This window comes from Breznakia blatticola, assembly GCF_004365815.1.
GTDB lineage: Bacteria > Bacillota_I > Bacilli_A > Erysipelotrichales > Erysipelotrichaceae > Breznakia > Breznakia blatticola.
Map to the genome: position 1 here is coordinate 22,272 of NZ_SODD01000004.1, position 17,323 is coordinate 39,594.

Below are 17,323 nucleotides of genomic sequence, written 5' to 3' on the forward strand. Positions count from 1 at the left end.
TTATTTTACGATATTTGGGATTTGATTTAATACACTGATAGCTGCATCCATTGCAGCACCTGTATAACTGGCATTTTCAACGATGAAGACAAATGCATATGGTGTATCATCATTTGCTGAGAAACCTACAAACCATGCATGTGGATTATCATTTTCAACTTCAGCAGTACCCGTTTTTGCTGCAATATTTAAACCTGCAAAATTATAATCTCCATAGTTTTGCATTGTATTATTTCGCATTAATTCTTGAAGCTTTTTAGCACTAGTTTCATCAAGTAAACGCGTATCACTTTCTGTCATCTTTGTAATCGATGATAGGAAAGAAGTATCTTTAATGTAATGTGTGGCTTCTAATGTACCATCATTTGCAATTGCTGATACATATTCAAGAAACTGCATTGGATTAACCAGTGTTGTATATTGTCCAATACCTGCCCAAGCAAGATCTGCACTTGATGCATTTTCTAGATTGAAACGCGATGGGCTTGTTTTTGCACCATCGATATTTGTGCTTGCGGTTAAACCACTTTTATCTACATAGTTTGCTAGGGTATCATTACCTAATTGATTTGCAATTAAACCAAAAGCTACATTACATGAGTTGGCAAGTGCTTGCTCAAATGTTTGATGACCATGGACACCATTACATTCAATCCATTGGTCGCCAATGGTAATTCCACCTTGACAATCAAATGTTTGACTTTCAATGTCACTGATGTTTTCAATTGCTGCATATGTAGTGACAAGTTTCATAATTGAACCAGGAACATATAAACCATTAAGTACACGATTTAAGTAAATACCATCTTCATCACTAGCATCATCACTTGGTGGGTTATCTGGATCAAATGATGGTTTTGATACCATTGTTAGAACTTCACCTGTTTTGTAGTTCATAATCGCAACAGCACCATGATTTGCACCTAGTGATTGATAGGCTAAACTTGATAATTGTGCATTGATGGTTAGTTGCATTTCATGCTCTTTACTTTTTGAATCGAAAAGACCATTTAGAACATTGTAACCAATTAGTTTATCTCGTTTTGTAGTTAAAATACTATTTGAAATGCTATCATTTTTATCACCAATTGTGTGTAAGGTTGCTAAACGAACATTCATATCATCTGCATACATCATTCCATTTGCACTAGAACTTAGTAAACGCACACCATCAGAAGAATATATTTCTCCAGCAACGGTAAGTTCTCCATCGTGATAAATGTTTTGATTGGTTTGATAACTGACCCAACTACTTGCACCAGTAATGTAGTCACTTGCAAAGATCGCTGCACATGCAATAAAGGCAACCATTAAGATAACTAAGTACTTTGCTCTTGCAGAGATTCGTTTCATTACTCTTCACCTCCAACATCAACAGGTTTTACTTCTTGGTGTTCATTTGGTGTCGCATAGTTTAATGAGGCACTGATAAAGCTAAGTAACCCCCAACTTCCTACAATACTACTACCACCGTTACTTACAAATGGCAGGGTAACTCCAGTGAAAGGAAGTACATCAAGTGCTCCAAATATATTGAGTGCAGCTTGAATAACAAACATACCAGCTGCAGCACATGCGGCAATTACATAATAACTACTTCGTGCAACTTTATGCGAACGAATAGCACCTAGTAATATTACTAAAAACATAATTGAGACCATGATGGCAATCAATAGCCCCCATTCTTCACCAATCATGGCAATAACGATATCCGTATCAGCAGCAAAGATATTTTTCGCAAATCCATTTCCAACACCAAGACCTAACAGTCCACCACTAGCTAGTGCAATAAGCGCACTTGCTTGTTGATATCCTGAATCATACATATGTGCAAATACATGTCGCCAAGTTTCAAATCGACGCATAATATATGGACGAAAACTTAACACCATAAGTCCACCCAATCCAGAAACAAGTAATGTCATAAAGATTGCTTTGATATCTCCACTTGTCATAAACATCAAAATAATGAGAGTAACAAAGAATATTAATGCAGTTCCAAAATCTCCCATTAAGAATAGTAAACCAACACATGCAGTTGAATAGACAATCAAATTTCTTAGATTCTTACTTTTAAATAGCCAGTTGAGTGTTGCACTACTGGCAAAGATAAAGAGCACTTTTACTAACTCGGAGGTTTGTAAACTCAGTGGTCCAAGACGAATCCAGTTGGTTTGTCCATTGATATTACTTCCAAACACAAGGGTAAATGCAAGAATAAGAATGGATAATAATGCAGCATAACGACGCAATTTCATAATTGTATCTAAATTTTGTAAGGCTAGACATAAAATAATATAAAGTACAATTCCAATAATACATGCTAATAATTGCTTATAGACATCTTGCGGATTAGCGCTAGCAATCATACTAAATCCAATGGTAGTAAGAAAAAATGCAGCAGCTTCCGCTCCTAAGTTTTTAAGTTTTAGCATTTTACCGATTGGAATACAAATCCAAGGTAAGATAAATAATGCACCAAAACTTAAAAATATTTCTTTGTGATAGGTTGCATCAATTGCAAAATACATTTGGATGCAAGTCAAGATTTGAAAGATGTTCAATAACACCATTGCTTTAGTATAACTACCATCTTTACGTCCAATGAACTTCAACCTTTGCATAAATTTAAAAGAAAGACGTTTCTTTTGTTTATGTAGTTTTTCTTCATATGCTTTGATATTGTCATATGTTGGTGGTTGAATGACCATCTCTACACCAGAAAGGGAAATCGTATCACCCATATGAATTGGTGTTTGATCATCTGCTTTTTGATCATTTACCAGTATATCGCCAGCAAAGCGTGTATCTGTTAAGTTCCAATATCCATCATCATTCATGACCAAAACAGCATGTTGTTTAGAGATAAATCGTAAATTAATGATGACATCACACGTAGAAGCTCGTCCAATTGTCACTTCATAATTCGTGATTGGTATTTTTTCGACTCCGTTACCTACGTTTAAGACAGCTAAGATTCGTTGCTTTTCTTGACGGTATAAAATTAAGCGTTTAATTTCAATAAAAATCAAAAATGCCAGCAATACGAAAACATATCTGGCAAAGCGTAAATAGTGAGGTTCGATTAATTGTAATATAAAATCCATAGCACACTTCCTTTTACACATTGTATAGAATTGGACTACAAAAAACAAGAAATAGCATATTACAAAGATGTAAGTTTATATAGAGTTGACAAATGTTTGTGAAAAATGACAAGATGTTCGTAGTGATTGTTCGTACAATGACAGTACAAGAAAGAGGATAGAAATATGAACTGGATGGATGCACTAACAAAAGGATTGAACTATATTGAGAAACACTTAATGGAAAATGTCACAGTAAATGAGGTTGCTTGTTCTGTTGGAATCTCACCGATGTATTTCCAACAAAGTTTTAAAATCGTGACTGGTTATACTGTAGGAGAGTACATTCGTAATCGCAAACTATACTTAGCTGCACTAGATGTACTTCAAGCAAAAGAGAAGATGATCGATATTGCATATACTTATGGTTATGAAACACCTGAGAGTTTTAGTAAAGCTTTCACACGAATGCATGGAGTTTCTCCAACAAAGTTACAACAACATCCATCCAAGATTACAATATTTCAACCTCTACGACTTGTAATTGATGTCAAAGGAGGACAAGATATGCAAAATTTTGCAAAAGACAAAGACGTAATGAAAATGATTGGTAAAAAGTATGAAGTGGTGTATGAAACTGCTTATCAAGAGATTCCAAAGTATTGGGAAATATACCGCAAAGAGTGTATGAATCCGAATTCTAAAGAAGTAGCAGTATATAAAAAACATCACATTGGTGAGTTTGCAGTAAGTTTTGATCAACGTCAAGAAAGCGGTTCATTCGATTATTATATTGCAGGTATGTATGAAGGTGGAGAAGTTCCTGAAGGATTCACACTATTTGAAGTTCCTGCAAGTACATGGATGATTTTCCCAGTTGTTGGTCCAATGCCACACGCACTTCAAACAACAAACACAAGAATCTTTAAAGAATGGATTCCTAATCACCCTGAATATGAAATTTCTTTACCAATTAGTATTGAATGGTACAAAAACGGACAAATCGAAGATTACGATTTCGAAAGTGCTATTTGGATTCCAATTAAAGATAAAGCATAAATCAAAAAAAGTTGGTCAGCTACGATCAACTTTTTTTATTGGTAATTTTGTTTCCATCATAATCTTGGTGCGATATTTACTTGGGTCTTGTTGGTTCAATCGACTAAATAAATAGTCTTCATAAACATATTCACCAAGCGGTATGTCGTGTTCTTTTGCATAATCAAGCAGTTTATTGTATGTGACAGGTAAACTATCGTAGTCACCTTGATGAATAATAGTGAGCATCATTATTTCTTTACGAAGGGTAGTAACACCTTTGATATATTTGTTGGCTTCTGTGTATAAAAAGTCAGGTGTACTAAAATCTTTTGTATTTAGTGTATCAATACGCATTACATATTTTACGTTTTTTTGAATAACGAGCATGTGCTTATTTGCATAGGTTTGAAAATTAATAAGTGATAAAGTTAAATCCTTTTCCTTACCATGTTTGATGGGATAACTTAAGATGATGTTTTGTTTTGGATAATAATCGATTGTAATTTCATCAGCTTTGACTTGCATTCCTTCATTTGTATTTGAAGCAAAGCGTTGAACCATTTGCGATATTGCTTTAAGTTCATCTATTTGACTTTGGATTTTCTTTTCCTTTTCTTCAAGTAGGGAAATAAATAGTTCTGGTGATCGTTTTTCTAAATAAAACTTAATATCTTCTAACGACATATTCATTTTTTGCAGACATTTGATCATTTCAAATGTATCAAATTGACGATATGTATAATAGCGATAGCCATTTTCTTTTGTATATACAGGAGAGAATAAACCTATTTCATCATAGTAAAATAATACGTGTTTCTCTACACCACACAGTTTTGCGAACTCTCCTGAAGTTAAATATGTATTCTTTTTCACTTTCTTTCTCCTATGTGTTGACTGTAAGGTTACCTTATAGTTTAGATTAAGAGGATTTACAAGAGGTGAAGTATGAAGTTTTTATGGAAATATTTGCGAAGATATAGTTGGATACTGGTATTGAACTTTGTGGGGATTGCCGGTTTTATTATTGCGGAATTAGGAATTCCTTCTATTGTGGCGCAAATCGTAGATAAAGGAATTCGCAATCATGATGTAACGCTGATGAAAACGATGTTGCTATATTTAGTGCTAATTGCAATATGTGGGGGAGTTGGACGATTAATTCTTTCATTTTGTGGAGCTCGAATGAGTAGTTATGTCGTGCGAGATATTCGTAATGATATTTTCAAAAAGACACAAACGTATTCACCTAGAGAATACAATATGTTTGGTGTTTCAAGTATGATCACAAGAACGAATCCTGATGCTTATATGTTGATGCAATTTACCAACATGTTAATGCGTACAGGTCTATTAACACCAGTTATGATTGTAGCTAGTTTTTTCATGGTTATTAAAACAAGTCAAAACTTAGCAATGGTCATCATTGGAAGTTTACCAATTATCATATTTTCGATTTATTTGATTGCTAAAGCAAGTGGTCCATTATCAAAGAAACAACAAAAAGAGATGGATAATTTAAATCGAATCACAAGAGAGAATATTACAGGTGTACGTGTGATTCGAGCATTTCGTAAAAATAAATATGAGGAACAACGCTTTAGCCAAACTAGTGAAGACTATACAAATGTAGCGAAGAAACTATTTAAATTGATGGCCATTGGGCAACCACTATTCTTCTTTATTTTAAATAGTGCTGGTTTGATTATTTACTGGGTTGGATCTAACTTAATTGATGCAGGAAATCTACAAGTTGGACAATTGATGGCATTTGGAGAATACATGTTCCATGCCTTATTCTCACTTATGTTATTTTCAAATATGTTTATGATGTATCCACGTGCAAAAGTAAGTGCGGATCGTATTGAAGAAATGTTAAATGTTGAAGTAGCGATTCAAAATCCAAGCAATCCAGTATTTGAAGGAAAAGAAGATACAACACTTGTTTTTGATCAAGTGAGTTTTCAATATCCAGATGGGGAATTGCCAGTCTTACAAAATATCAGTTTTGAAGCACATAAAGGGCAAACGGTTGCATTTATTGGAAGTACGGGAAGTGGGAAAAGTACCCTTATTAATTTAATCCCGCGTTTTTATGATGTAAGTGCTGGAAATATCAAAGTGGATGGAGTCGATGTACGTAAATACGATATCAAAACACTTCGTCAAAAAATTGGTTTTATTCCGCAAAAAGCTTTGTTGTTTTCAGGAACAATCAAAGAAAATATTAAATATGGAAAACATGATGCAAGTGAAGATGAAGTTGTTGCTTCATCAAAAGTTGCGAATGCGTATGAATTCATTCAAGATAAACCACAACAATTTGAAGACTGTATTGCTGAAAGTGGAACAAATGTCTCTGGTGGTCAAAGACAAAGACTTTCCATTGCTCGTGCGGTTGTTAGAAAACCAGAAATTTATATCTTTGATGATTCCTTTTCTGCGCTTGATTTTAAAACGGATGCAGAAGTACGTAAAAACTTATTATCAGAAACAGAAGATGCAATTACGTTAATTGTTGCACAAAGAGTTAGTTCGATTATGAATGCTGATCAAATTATCGTATTAAACAATGGAACAATTGTTGGAAAAGGAACGCATCGTGAATTATTAGAAACATGTGAAATCTATCAAGAAATCGCACGTAGTCAGTTAAGTGAAAAGGAGTTGGCACTATGAAACAATTAAAACAAATACTTAAAGATTTAATGCCATTTATCGCTCCATTTAAAAAGTTTTTTATCTTCTCTATCTTCTTTATTGTACTTGCTTCAACGATGACCGTTGTTGCACCATATGTAGAAGGGATGATTACGACATATTTATTAAGTGTTGTTAGTAAAAATGGAGCAATCAATTTTCAATATATTTTACAGTTAATTGCAGTATTGCTTGGAATCTATATAACTGGTTCAGGAAGTCGTATTTTATATCAATTCATTCTTACAGAAGCAATACAAAATATGATGAAAGATTTACGACAAGCAATCAATGTGAAAATCCATAAATTACCCGTTTCGTATTTTGATAAACATACAACTGGTGATTTGATGAGTCGTATGGCTAGTGATGTGGAAACAGTAAGTAATGCACTCCAACAAAGTTTAGCCGTCTTTGTATCGAGTATTTTAATGTTGTTATTTGCAATTGGAGCGATGTATGCAATTAATGTAAAACTTGCACTAATTGTTACACTAATTCTTCCATTCACCTTAGTATATGGAAAATTCATCGTGAAGAAATCTCAACCAAGATATCAAAACTTACAAAATGCACTTGGAGATTTAAATGGAGTTATTCAAGAGAAATACAGTGGATATAAAGAAATTATGCTATTTGATAAACAAGAGGATTCTATTGAAGAGTTCATGGCAGTAAACCAAAATCTTTGTAATCAAAGTTTTATGTCTCAGTTTGTAAGTGGAATGCTTACTCCTGGAATTAACTTAATTACATATTTATGTATTGGGGTTGTTGTGTATTTAGGTGGTCTTGATGTATTAGCAGGAGTGATGTTAGTTGGACAACTACAAGCATTTATTCGTTACATCTGGCAAGTTTCTGATCCTCTAAACCAAATGAGTGATTTAATTCAAATCTTACAAGCTGCAGTTGCTTCATTAGTTCGTATTTTTGAAGTCTTAGATGCTACAGAAGAATTGCCAGATCATAAGCAACCAAAAACAATTGCAGATGTACATGGTTCTGTGCAAATGAAGGATGTTGCCTTTGGTTATACACCAGATACGATTTTATTGCATGATTTATCTGTTGATATTAAGTCTGGACAAATGGTAGCAATCGTTGGTCCGACAGGAGTAGGAAAAACAACACTGATCAATTTATTAATGCGCTTCTATGATGTAAATGGTGGAGCAATCTGCGTTGATGGTGTTGATATTCGTGATCTAGCACGTGATGATTTGCGTAGTATGTTTGGAATGGTTTTACAAGATACATGGCTATTTAAAGGAACGATTAAAGAAAATATTGCGTATGGAGTCGATCATGCTACTGATGAGCAAATTGAAGAAGCTGCCAAAATTGCAAATGCACATCACTTCATTCGTACATTGCCAGATGGATACAACATGGTGATCAATGAAGAAGGAAATAATATCTCGCAAGGTGAGAAGCAGTTACTAACAATTGCACGAGCAATTGTTGCGGATCCAAAAATCATGATTCTAGATGAAGCAACTAGTTCTGTCGATACACGTTTGGAGCAAATGCTTCAAGAAGCAATGTCGAAAATCATGGAAGGAAGAACAAGTTTTGTGATTGCGCACCGTCTATCAACAATAAAAAATGCAGATGTCATTTTGGTGATGAAAGATGGAAATATTGTGGAACAAGGAAACCACGAAACACTATTAGCGAAAAAAGGATATTACGAACAATTGTATAATGCACAATTTGCAGAGTAATTCATAAGGGTTTGAACATTTGTTCGAATCCTTTTTTCTGTCATCTGATATTTCCGTTGACTTTGCCAGTGATTGTTGTTTAAATAACTGTATGAATAGGGGAAACGCATATGATTGAAATACTTAAATGTGATACAAATGATGTAACGTTATTAGCAAGTTTAGCTAAAGAAATATGGAGTCAACATTTCTTGCCGATTATTGGACAAGAACAAGTGACGTACATGCTAGAGCATTTTCAAAATGAAGAAGCGATGACGCGTCAAATGGAAGAAGAAAACTATACATATTTCAAAATCATTGATGGCCAACCAATTGGTTATATTGCAATTGTGTTCAAAGAAGGTGAAGATGCTTTCTTAAGTAAGTTTTACTTAAAAGAAAGTGCACGTGGACAAGGATATGGTCGCTTTGCTTTAAAGTTTATTGAATTACTTGCACGCGAAAAAGGGTCAACTGGAATTTGGTTAACATGCAATAAAGATAATGAACTTACAATTGCTAAATATAAGAAAATGGGATTTGAAATCTTTGAAGAAGCAGTAAATGACATCGGTAATGGTTTTGTTATGGATGATTATTACATGCGAAAAGATATTATTAGAAAAGCGTAAAATACTTCTTGATGAAGTATTTTTTTTACATGATTCATGTATGAAAGTATAGTAAACTATAGTTATAGAAAACTGTGAAAGGAGCTAGAATGAATCATACATATATTGCAATCGACTTAAAATCATTCTACGCTTCGGTAGAATGTAAAGAACGCAATTTAAATCCACTAACAACGAATTTAGTTGTGGCAGACAATAGTCGTACGCAAAAGACCATTTGTTTGGCAGTATCACCATCATTAAAAGCATATGGAGTACCTGGTAGACCACGTTTGTTTGAGGTACAAAAAATAATACGTGAAGTTAATCAAGAACGAATTAAGAAAGCGACAAATCGTACATTTATCGATGATAGTTATGATGCACAGTTTTTAGCTACACATCCAGAATACGAGGTGGATTTTATTGTAGCACCACCACAGATGGCAAAATACATTGAAATCAGTTCACAAATTTATGAAGTGTATTTGACGTATGTGTCAAAAGAAGATATTCATGTATATTCCATTGATGAAGTTTTCATTGATGTAACACCATACTTAGATACATATAAAATGAGTGCACATGAATTAACACTAAAAATTGTACAAGATGTATATAAACAAACGGGAATCACTGCGACTGCAGGAATCGGAAGCAATTTGTATTTGGCAAAAGTAGCAATGGATATCGTTGCTAAGCATATTGAACCTGACAAAGATGGCGTACGCATTGCATCACTAGATGAAATGGAATATCGTCATACTTTATGGAATCATCGTCCACTTATTGATTTTTGGCGTGTTGGTCGTGGATATACAAAGAAATTAGAAGCACACGGTCTATATACCATGGGAGATATCGCACGTTGTTCATTAGAAAATGAAGAAATACTGTATCGCTTATTTGGTGTGAATGCAGAATTGCTTATTGATCATGCGTGGGGATATGAACCATGTACGATGAAGGAAATAAAAAACTATAAGCCAGCAAATCATAGTTTTGGTGCAGGCCAAGTCTTACATTCGCCATATCCATTTTCCAAAGCGCGAATTATCGTGAAAGAAATGGCTGAAGCACTTGCTCTTGATATGTTAGAGAAAAAGCTTGTAACCAATAAAGTGGTGCTTTCTGTTGGATATGATAAAGAGAGCTTGCAAATTCCAAAAATACGTAATGCATACACAGGAGAAGTTACAACGGATTTTTATGGACGTCAGGTGCCTAAGAGTGCGCATGGGACACAAAACCTTGAACAGCTAACATCTTCAGCTTCTTTAATTACACAAGCGCTATTGGCGTTATTTGACCGTTTGGTGCATAAAGGGTTACTTGTACGTAGAATTAGTATGTCGTTTGCGACATTTCCTGAAGGTACTGTGATTAAACCCAAAAAGAAATCGGATCAATTGGATCTTTTTACAGATTATGAATCGATTGAAAAAGAAAAGCAACAACAAAATGCCTATTTAGATAAAGAGCGTAAAGAACAAGAAGCACTGCTTAAAATCAAACAGAAGTTTGGTAAAAATGCAATATTGAAAGCAACGAGTTTACTAGATGGTGCAACTGCAAAAGATCGCAACAATCAAATTGGAGGACATAAGAAATGAAACGTGATGATCAAGTATTAAAGAAGTATGGGGATATCATCAATCATGCTCGTCCAATTTCAAAAAAACATCAACCAATGTCGCTACGTAATCGCGCAGCACAATTTGCACCATTTGCAGCACTTACTGGATATGATCAAGCACTTGCAGAAAAAGCAAGACTTACGGATCATCGACCTGTATTATCAGAAGAAAAGAAGACTCAAATCAATGATATGTTACAGCAAGTATTTATAAATATTACAAATACACCAGACATACGTGTTTCTTATTTTGAGCCAGATGCTAAAAAAGAAGGTGGTAAAATTATTACACTTCATGCATTTGTTAGGAAGATGAGTATTGATGAACGATACATCATGTTAGAAGATAAACATAGAATTCTTTTTGATGATATTCTTGATGTACAAATTCTAGATACAGAAGAATAAAAAGATGTTTGACAAACAAAGCGTATTTTGTTACTGTAGACATCAGTTATCGGAGGACTTATGAACGTAAGTATAAGACCGGATAAGATAGCGAATATATAATTTTCGGAGCGTTGCTTTTGCGTATGAAAGCACCGGATAAGAAGATTGTCACTGTTCGTATCTTATCCGGTTTTTTGTTTGAAGAGGGGAGAGTTTTATGAGTTTATTACAAGGAAATATCAAACGTACGTATACGAAATATTTAGCTGCAGCGTTTGGTGGTGCGATGATTACATCAATTTATTCATTAGTTGATATGGCGATGGTAGGGAATTATCAAGGTCCAGAAGGAACTGCAGCACTTGCTGTGGTTGCACCAATTTGGAATGTGATCTACAGTTTAGGTTTACTAATGGGTGTTGGTGGTTCTGTAATGTTTAGCACAATGATGGGGCAAAAAGAAAAAGATACACATCGAGCAAATACGTATTTCAGTGTTGCTCTTATTGGTTCTATAGTGTTTGCACTACTTGCGTGGGCTGCTTTGCTTTTATATGAGAAGCAAATCCTAGTTTTATTTGGTGCTGATCCAAATCTGCTTGAACTAGCAAGTGCATATGTATTACCAGTAAAAATTGTATTACCTGTATTTTTATTTAATCAAATGCTAGCAGCTTTCTTGCGAAATGATAATCATCCTGGATTAGCAACAGCAGGTGTCTTAGCAGGTGGATTATTCAACGTTGTTGGTGATTATGTGTTTGTGTTTACTTTAGATATGGGAATATTTGGAGCAGGACTAGCAACTGCTATAGGAGCACTTATCACTTTTATAGTTATGCTCACGCATTTTTGGTCGAAGAAAAATACATTACGTATAGTAAAAGTTGATACATTTTTTACGACATGTAAGGAAATAGTAATTACTGGATTTCCAACATTTTTTATCGATATTGCAATGGGAATACTCACCATCTTATTTAATCGTCAAATTATGAAGTACTTAGATAGTGATGCTCTTGCAATTTATGGACCAGTCATTAATGTCAGTACAATTGTACAGTGTTGTGCATATAGTGTTGGACAAGCAGCACAACCTATCATTTCTATTAACTATGGAGCAAAGAAATATGGACGCATCAAAGAAACTTTGAAATACGCATTATATACTGTAAGTATCTTTGCGTTATTTTGGACCGTTTTTAGTATGGTGTGGCCAAATGCGTATATCTATATTTTCATGAAACCAACGGATAGTATACTAGCAGCAGCACCAGCGATTATTCGCAGGTATAGTTTGTCATTTATTTTGTTGCCATTAAATATTTTTTCTACGTATTATTTCCAAGCCATATTAAAACCAAAAGCAGCATTTTTAGTTTCTGTATTACGTGGTTGCCTAATTAGCGGAGCTTTGATTTTGTTGTTGCCAGTTGTAGTTAATGTAAATGCTTTGTGGTTTGCAATGCCAATTACCGAACTATTCGTTGCCTTGCTTGCACTCTATTATATTGTTAGATATACAAAGGACTTACAATAGTTATTATCTACAAGTGTTAAGGAATCGTGTTATACTATTTGTATGATAAATGCATTATATATACATATTCCTTTTTGTGAGAATATTTGTTATTACTGTGATTTCAAACGAAGTGTCTACAACCAAGAGGTGGTAGATGCATTTTTATCACAGCTTGAAAAAGAAATAACTGCTCGGGTTCAAAATAAAATGCTTCATACGATTTATATTGGTGGAGGTACACCTACATGCTTACATGAAGCACAATTAGAAAGGTTATTACATATTGTAGAGCCATATACACACACGGCTGCTGAATATACCATGGAATCAAATTTAGAATCCATTTCAGAAGCGAAACTAGAATTAATGCAAGCTCATGGGGTGAATCGTATCTCTTTAGGTGTACAGTCATACAATGATGATTTGTTAATGTATATGAACCGTAAACATAAAGCAGCAGATATCGATTCGACAATTGCCACAATTGCTTCCTATATTCCTAATATATCCATTGATCTTATTTATGGGTTTGAAAACCAAAGTAAAGAGATATGGCTTGATTCACTAGAGAAAGCAACAAGCAACCCTAATGTAAAGCACATTTCAATTTATTCATTAACCATTGAAGATAACAGTGTATTTGGAAAACGAGGTGTAAAACCGATTGATAGTGATCTTGAAGCAGATATGTACATTCTTGGTCGTGAATATTTAAAAACACATGGATTTGAACACTACGAAATCGCCAATTATGCACGCGCTGGATATGAGTCAAAACACAATCAAGTGTATTGGGCATATGAAGATTTTTATGGAGTTGGCTTAGGTGCCAGTGGAAAAGATGGTCATTTACGTTATGCAATTACAGGAACTATGGATACATATATTAATGATGGGGGTACACTTTTTGAAGAACACTTGTCTGATAAAGATATCTTAATTGAGTATTTAATGATGAATTTACGAACAAAAAAAGGAATTGATAAGGTCAAATTCAAAGAAATATTTCATCGTAGTTTTGATGATTTATTTGACGATGCAATTGAACGTCTTGTTTTATACCATCAAGCCATTCAAAGTCCAACACATTTTGCAATGAGTGAAGAGGGGATGTTATTACTACATACCCATTTAGTACAATTCATGGAAGTCATTGATATTATCATGGAGGATGAACAAGATGTATGAGAAAACCTTAGAGACAAAAACGATCTATAAAGGAAAGATTTTGGATGTTAGTGTTTCCAAAGTAGAACTTGAAGATGGAAAGATAAGTACAAGAGAGGTTGCACATAATACAGGTGGTGTTTGTGTACTCGCATTAGATCCAGATGAAAACATCATTATGGTAAAGCAATTTCGCTATCCATCAAAAGAAGAGTTATATGAACTAGCTGGTGGAAAACATAATGAAAATGAAACACATGAGCAAACAGGTATGCGTGAACTGTTAGAAGAAACAGGATACGTATCTAGTGATGTGACATATATGGGGTATTTATATCCTACAGTTGCATATGCTGATGAAGTCATTCATATGGTCCTTGCTAGAAACTGTGTATACCATAAGCAACAACTCGATCCTGGAGAGTTTGTCCATGTTGAAGTAATACCACTGAATCAAGCACTTGAAATGATAAGTAATAATGTAATTAAAGATGGAAAGACGATTGTCGCGATCTTAAAATATATGCAATTTATGAAGAAATAAAAAAACGATTTTCACAATTTGATGTGAGAATCGTTTTTTTTCTATTTACGCCAAGCAGATGGCGAGAATAATAGTAACATAGGTATAATTTCCAAACGTCCAGCTAACATGTCAAAGGTCATTGTTAACTTAGAAAGGATTGAGAAATTGGCAAAACTTTCTACAGGTCCAGCCATATTCATTCCTGGACCGATGTTATTGAATGTTGCATTCACTGCACTAAAAGTAGACATTAAGTCAAAGTTATCTAAAGACACGATGAGTGTTGATATACCCATAATTGCAATATAGAGAACTAAATAACTTTTCGTACTTGCTACAACATCGCTTTCCACAACTTTTCCATCCATTTGGACAACTTGTACCCGACGAGGTGAAATAAAGTTGCGCAGTTGGTTAAGTGCATTCTTACAAATGATAACAAGTCTTTGAATTTTAAATCCACCACCAGTAGAACCTGCCATCGCTCCTGTCAACATCAATCCAAGTAAGATGAGTTTTGAGAACATTGGCCAAGTATTATAATCCACGGTTGTATAACCAGTAGTTGTAATAATACTACCGACTTGGAAACTACTTTGTAGTACTGTATCCCATAGGTTACCAACTTGTCCATAAATATTAAATGAAATAAGTACAATCGCTATAATAATTACACCAAGATAGGCACGTAATTCTTCGGATTTAAATGCGGATTTAAAGCGACGTAGTAAAATCAAGTAATAAATATTGAAGTTAATTCCAAAGGCAATCATTCCTACAGTTAATATTACTTGAATGTGTGGTGCATAAATTCCTGCACCTGCACTACTGATTGAGAACCCACCAGTACCAGCAGTTCCTAATCCCATGGTAATTGCATCATATATTGGCATACCTGCAATGATTAAAGTCACAATGAGCACGATTGTCATAATAAAGTAAATTCCATATAGAATACGTGCAGTATCCTTAATGCGAGGTACCAGTTTACCAACACTTGGTCCTGGTGATTCAGCTCGCATCATATGAATGGTGTTTCCTTGTTGGTTACTTTCTATTGGTAAGATTGTTAGTACAAATACAAGAACTCCCATTCCACCAATCCAGTGTGAAAAGCTACGCCATAAAATAGTTGCTTTACTTAATACATCAGGATTTGGCACGATACTTGCACCCGTGGTTGTAAAACCAGATACAATTTCAAATAATGCATCATGTACTTTTGGAATTTCACCAGTTAAGATAAATGGCAGCATCCCAACAATTGAAAGTGCAATCCAACTTAGTGCAACAACAAGAAATCCTTCTTTGGCACGAAAACTACGTGCTTTTGGTTTATGTAAAGTACAAATACTTCCAACAATAAAGGTTGCAATAGCAACGCCTAAATAAACATAAGTTGCATCTTCTTGATAATAAAGACCTGTTAGGACAGGAAATAGCATACAACATGCTTCAATTTTTAAAACCCATCCTAAGATAAAACGTAATTTTGAATTTCTCATATTAACGAACCAGGATATCATTCAAATCTTTTAAACCATGAATTTGTGTAATAACAATGACATGGTCATTTGGTAATAGTACATCATTACCTTTAGGAATGATAATTTTTCCTTTACGATTGATACAAGAAATAAGTAAATGATCTTTTGTTTTTAAATCGATAAGTGGAATATTTGTGACTGCACAGTTTTCACCGACATGAAATTCCAAGACTTCTACTTTTCCATCAATAATGCGTGAGAAGGTTTCTACAGCACTACCTAGTGGATTTTGTAGGGAACGCACATAGCGAATAATGCTATATGAAGTTAATAGTTTTGGATTGATGATACTACCAATAGGTAGTTCGCAAATGATGCTATCAAAGGTCGAACGTTTTACTTTTGTTACCACCTTTTTAATGGTTGGTATATTTTGTGCATACATACTTAGCATGATATTTTCTTCATCAATACCCGTTAAGGTAACCATTGCTTCATGTTCCAACAACCCTTCTTCTTCAAGTAAGTTTTGTTCAGTTGCATCACCACAAATGACATTAGCTTTTGGTAGTAGGGTAGATAGTTCCATGCAACGATCATATTTTGATTCAATGATACTTACACCCACACCTTTTTCTAATAATTGTTTTGCAAGGTAATGACAAATCATACTTCCACCAACAAGCATTACATTTTTAGCGGGTTTGATTCCTGCTCCAATACCATAAAAGAATTTACTTGTGTATTTTGGAGTAGCAAGAACATAGATAATATCACCAGAATGAATCGTGACATTTCCATCTGGAATAATGACATCATCTTTACGCTCGATGGCACAAATTAAGTAATCGCCTAAACGTTTTTTTCCTAAATCCATCATACTCAAACCAACAAGTGGTGAGTTCTTTGGAATTGGATATTGTACAATTTCTGCTTTACCACGTGAGAATGTATCAATTTTTGTAGCACTAGGAAAACGTAAGATTCTTAAGATTTCCTTACTTGCTGTATATTCAGGATTGATAATCATCGATAAACCAATCGCATCCTTAATATGTTCTTCTTCTTTTTTATAGATTGGATTTCTAACTCTAGCAATCGTGTTGATGTTTCGCCCCTTTTTTGCCATAACACAACATAGCAAATTCAATTCATCAACATTTGTTACTGCAACAAACATATCACAGTTTTCAATTCCAGCTTCTTGTTGAATGTTATAACTTCCAGCGTGTCCGACAACACCAAGAACATCTAAATCCGTACAAGCAGTTTCTAAAGCTTCTTTTCGTTGGTCAATTAAGGTGATATCGTGACCCTCTTCACGTAAAACCTTAGCGATGGAGTACCCAACACTCCCGCAACCAGCAACAATAATATTCATAATTACCCTCTCTTATAAAGTATTGAAATCATCATAGCACTTCTATTTCATGCTTTCAATGAAATATGTG

General features: G+C 34.3%; 14 protein-coding genes. 9 read left to right on the top strand and 5 right to left on the bottom strand.

Features of this window, described 5'->3' with window-relative positions; translation table 11 throughout:
- Both EDD63_RS02070 and EDD63_RS02075 read right to left on the bottom strand, forming a co-directional pair.
- A complete protein-coding gene (locus EDD63_RS02070; protein ID WP_134167990.1) occupies positions 1-1,353 on the bottom strand; it encodes a penicillin-binding transpeptidase domain-containing protein in 1,353 nt (450 codons plus the stop codon).
- Positions 1,353-3,107, bottom strand: a complete 1,755-nt coding sequence (locus tag EDD63_RS02075; RefSeq protein WP_166667513.1) for an FtsW/RodA/SpoVE family cell cycle protein — start codon at positions 3,105-3,107, stop codon at positions 1,353-1,355. The genes EDD63_RS02070 and EDD63_RS02075 overlap by 1 nt, the downstream gene beginning before the upstream one ends.
- Positions 3,108-3,272: 165 nt before the next feature.
- Here EDD63_RS02075 and EDD63_RS02080 point away from each other — a divergent pair, with 165 nt between their 5' ends.
- The gene (locus EDD63_RS02080) at positions 3,273-4,145 is read left to right on the top strand and encodes an AraC family transcriptional regulator (RefSeq protein WP_134167994.1); all 873 of its coding nucleotides are present in this window, start codon (positions 3,273-3,275) and stop codon (positions 4,143-4,145) included.
- A gap of 15 nt (positions 4,146-4,160) precedes the next feature.
- Here EDD63_RS02080 and EDD63_RS02085 read toward each other — a convergent pair whose 3' ends face one another.
- Complete coding sequence (locus EDD63_RS02085) at positions 4,161-5,000, bottom strand: MerR family transcriptional regulator (protein ID WP_134167996.1); 840 nt, start codon at positions 4,998-5,000, stop codon at positions 4,161-4,163.
- Between the two features lie 72 nt (positions 5,001-5,072).
- Between EDD63_RS02085 and EDD63_RS02090 the strand changes: the two genes are divergently transcribed.
- From EDD63_RS02090 to EDD63_RS02125, 8 genes are all read left to right on the top strand, one after another.
- A complete protein-coding gene (locus EDD63_RS02090) occupies positions 5,073-6,803 on the top strand; it encodes an ABC transporter ATP-binding protein (protein WP_134167998.1) in 1,731 nt (576 codons plus the stop codon).
- Positions 6,800-8,551 (top strand): ABC transporter ATP-binding protein, encoded by a 1,752-nt coding sequence (locus tag EDD63_RS02095; protein WP_134168000.1) that lies wholly within the window; start codon positions 6,800-6,802, stop codon positions 8,549-8,551. The genes EDD63_RS02090 and EDD63_RS02095 overlap by 4 nt, the downstream gene beginning before the upstream one ends.
- Before the next feature lie 110 nt (positions 8,552-8,661).
- Positions 8,662-9,165, top strand: a complete 504-nt coding sequence (locus EDD63_RS02100; RefSeq protein ID WP_134168002.1) for a GNAT family N-acetyltransferase — start codon at positions 8,662-8,664, stop codon at positions 9,163-9,165.
- Between the two features lie 89 nt (positions 9,166-9,254).
- Entirely contained in the window at positions 9,255-10,757 is a 1,503-nt protein-coding gene (locus EDD63_RS02105; protein ID WP_134168004.1) for a Y-family DNA polymerase, read from the top strand.
- Positions 10,754-11,188 (top strand): hypothetical protein, encoded by a 435-nt coding sequence (locus tag EDD63_RS02110; RefSeq protein ID WP_134168006.1) that lies wholly within the window; start codon positions 10,754-10,756, stop codon positions 11,186-11,188. The genes EDD63_RS02105 and EDD63_RS02110 overlap by 4 nt, the downstream gene beginning before the upstream one ends.
- Positions 11,189-11,387: 199 nt before the next feature.
- Complete coding sequence (locus EDD63_RS02115; RefSeq protein WP_134168008.1) at positions 11,388-12,710, top strand: MATE family efflux transporter; 1,323 nt, start codon at positions 11,388-11,390, stop codon at positions 12,708-12,710.
- Between the two features lie 42 nt (positions 12,711-12,752).
- On the top strand, positions 12,753-13,880 hold the full coding sequence (gene hemW, locus EDD63_RS02120; RefSeq protein ID WP_134168010.1) for a radical SAM family heme chaperone HemW: 1,128 nt from the start codon (positions 12,753-12,755) through the stop codon (positions 13,878-13,880).
- Entirely contained in the window at positions 13,873-14,403 is a 531-nt protein-coding gene (locus tag EDD63_RS02125; protein WP_166667514.1) for an NUDIX domain-containing protein, read from the top strand. Before hemW ends, EDD63_RS02125 begins: the two co-directional genes overlap by 8 nt.
- 41 nt (positions 14,404-14,444) lie before the next feature.
- Here EDD63_RS02125 and EDD63_RS02130 read toward each other — a convergent pair whose 3' ends face one another.
- Together EDD63_RS02130 and trkA are read right to left on the bottom strand one after the other, a co-directional pair.
- The gene (locus EDD63_RS02130; protein WP_134168014.1) at positions 14,445-15,890 is read right to left on the bottom strand and encodes a TrkH family potassium uptake protein; all 1,446 of its coding nucleotides are present in this window, start codon (positions 15,888-15,890) and stop codon (positions 14,445-14,447) included.
- A 1-nt stretch (position 15,891) separates the two neighbouring features.
- Positions 15,892-17,253, bottom strand: a complete 1,362-nt coding sequence (gene trkA / locus EDD63_RS02135) for a Trk system potassium transporter TrkA (RefSeq protein ID WP_134168016.1) — start codon at positions 17,251-17,253, stop codon at positions 15,892-15,894.
- Between the last annotated feature and the right edge of the window lie 70 nt (positions 17,254-17,323).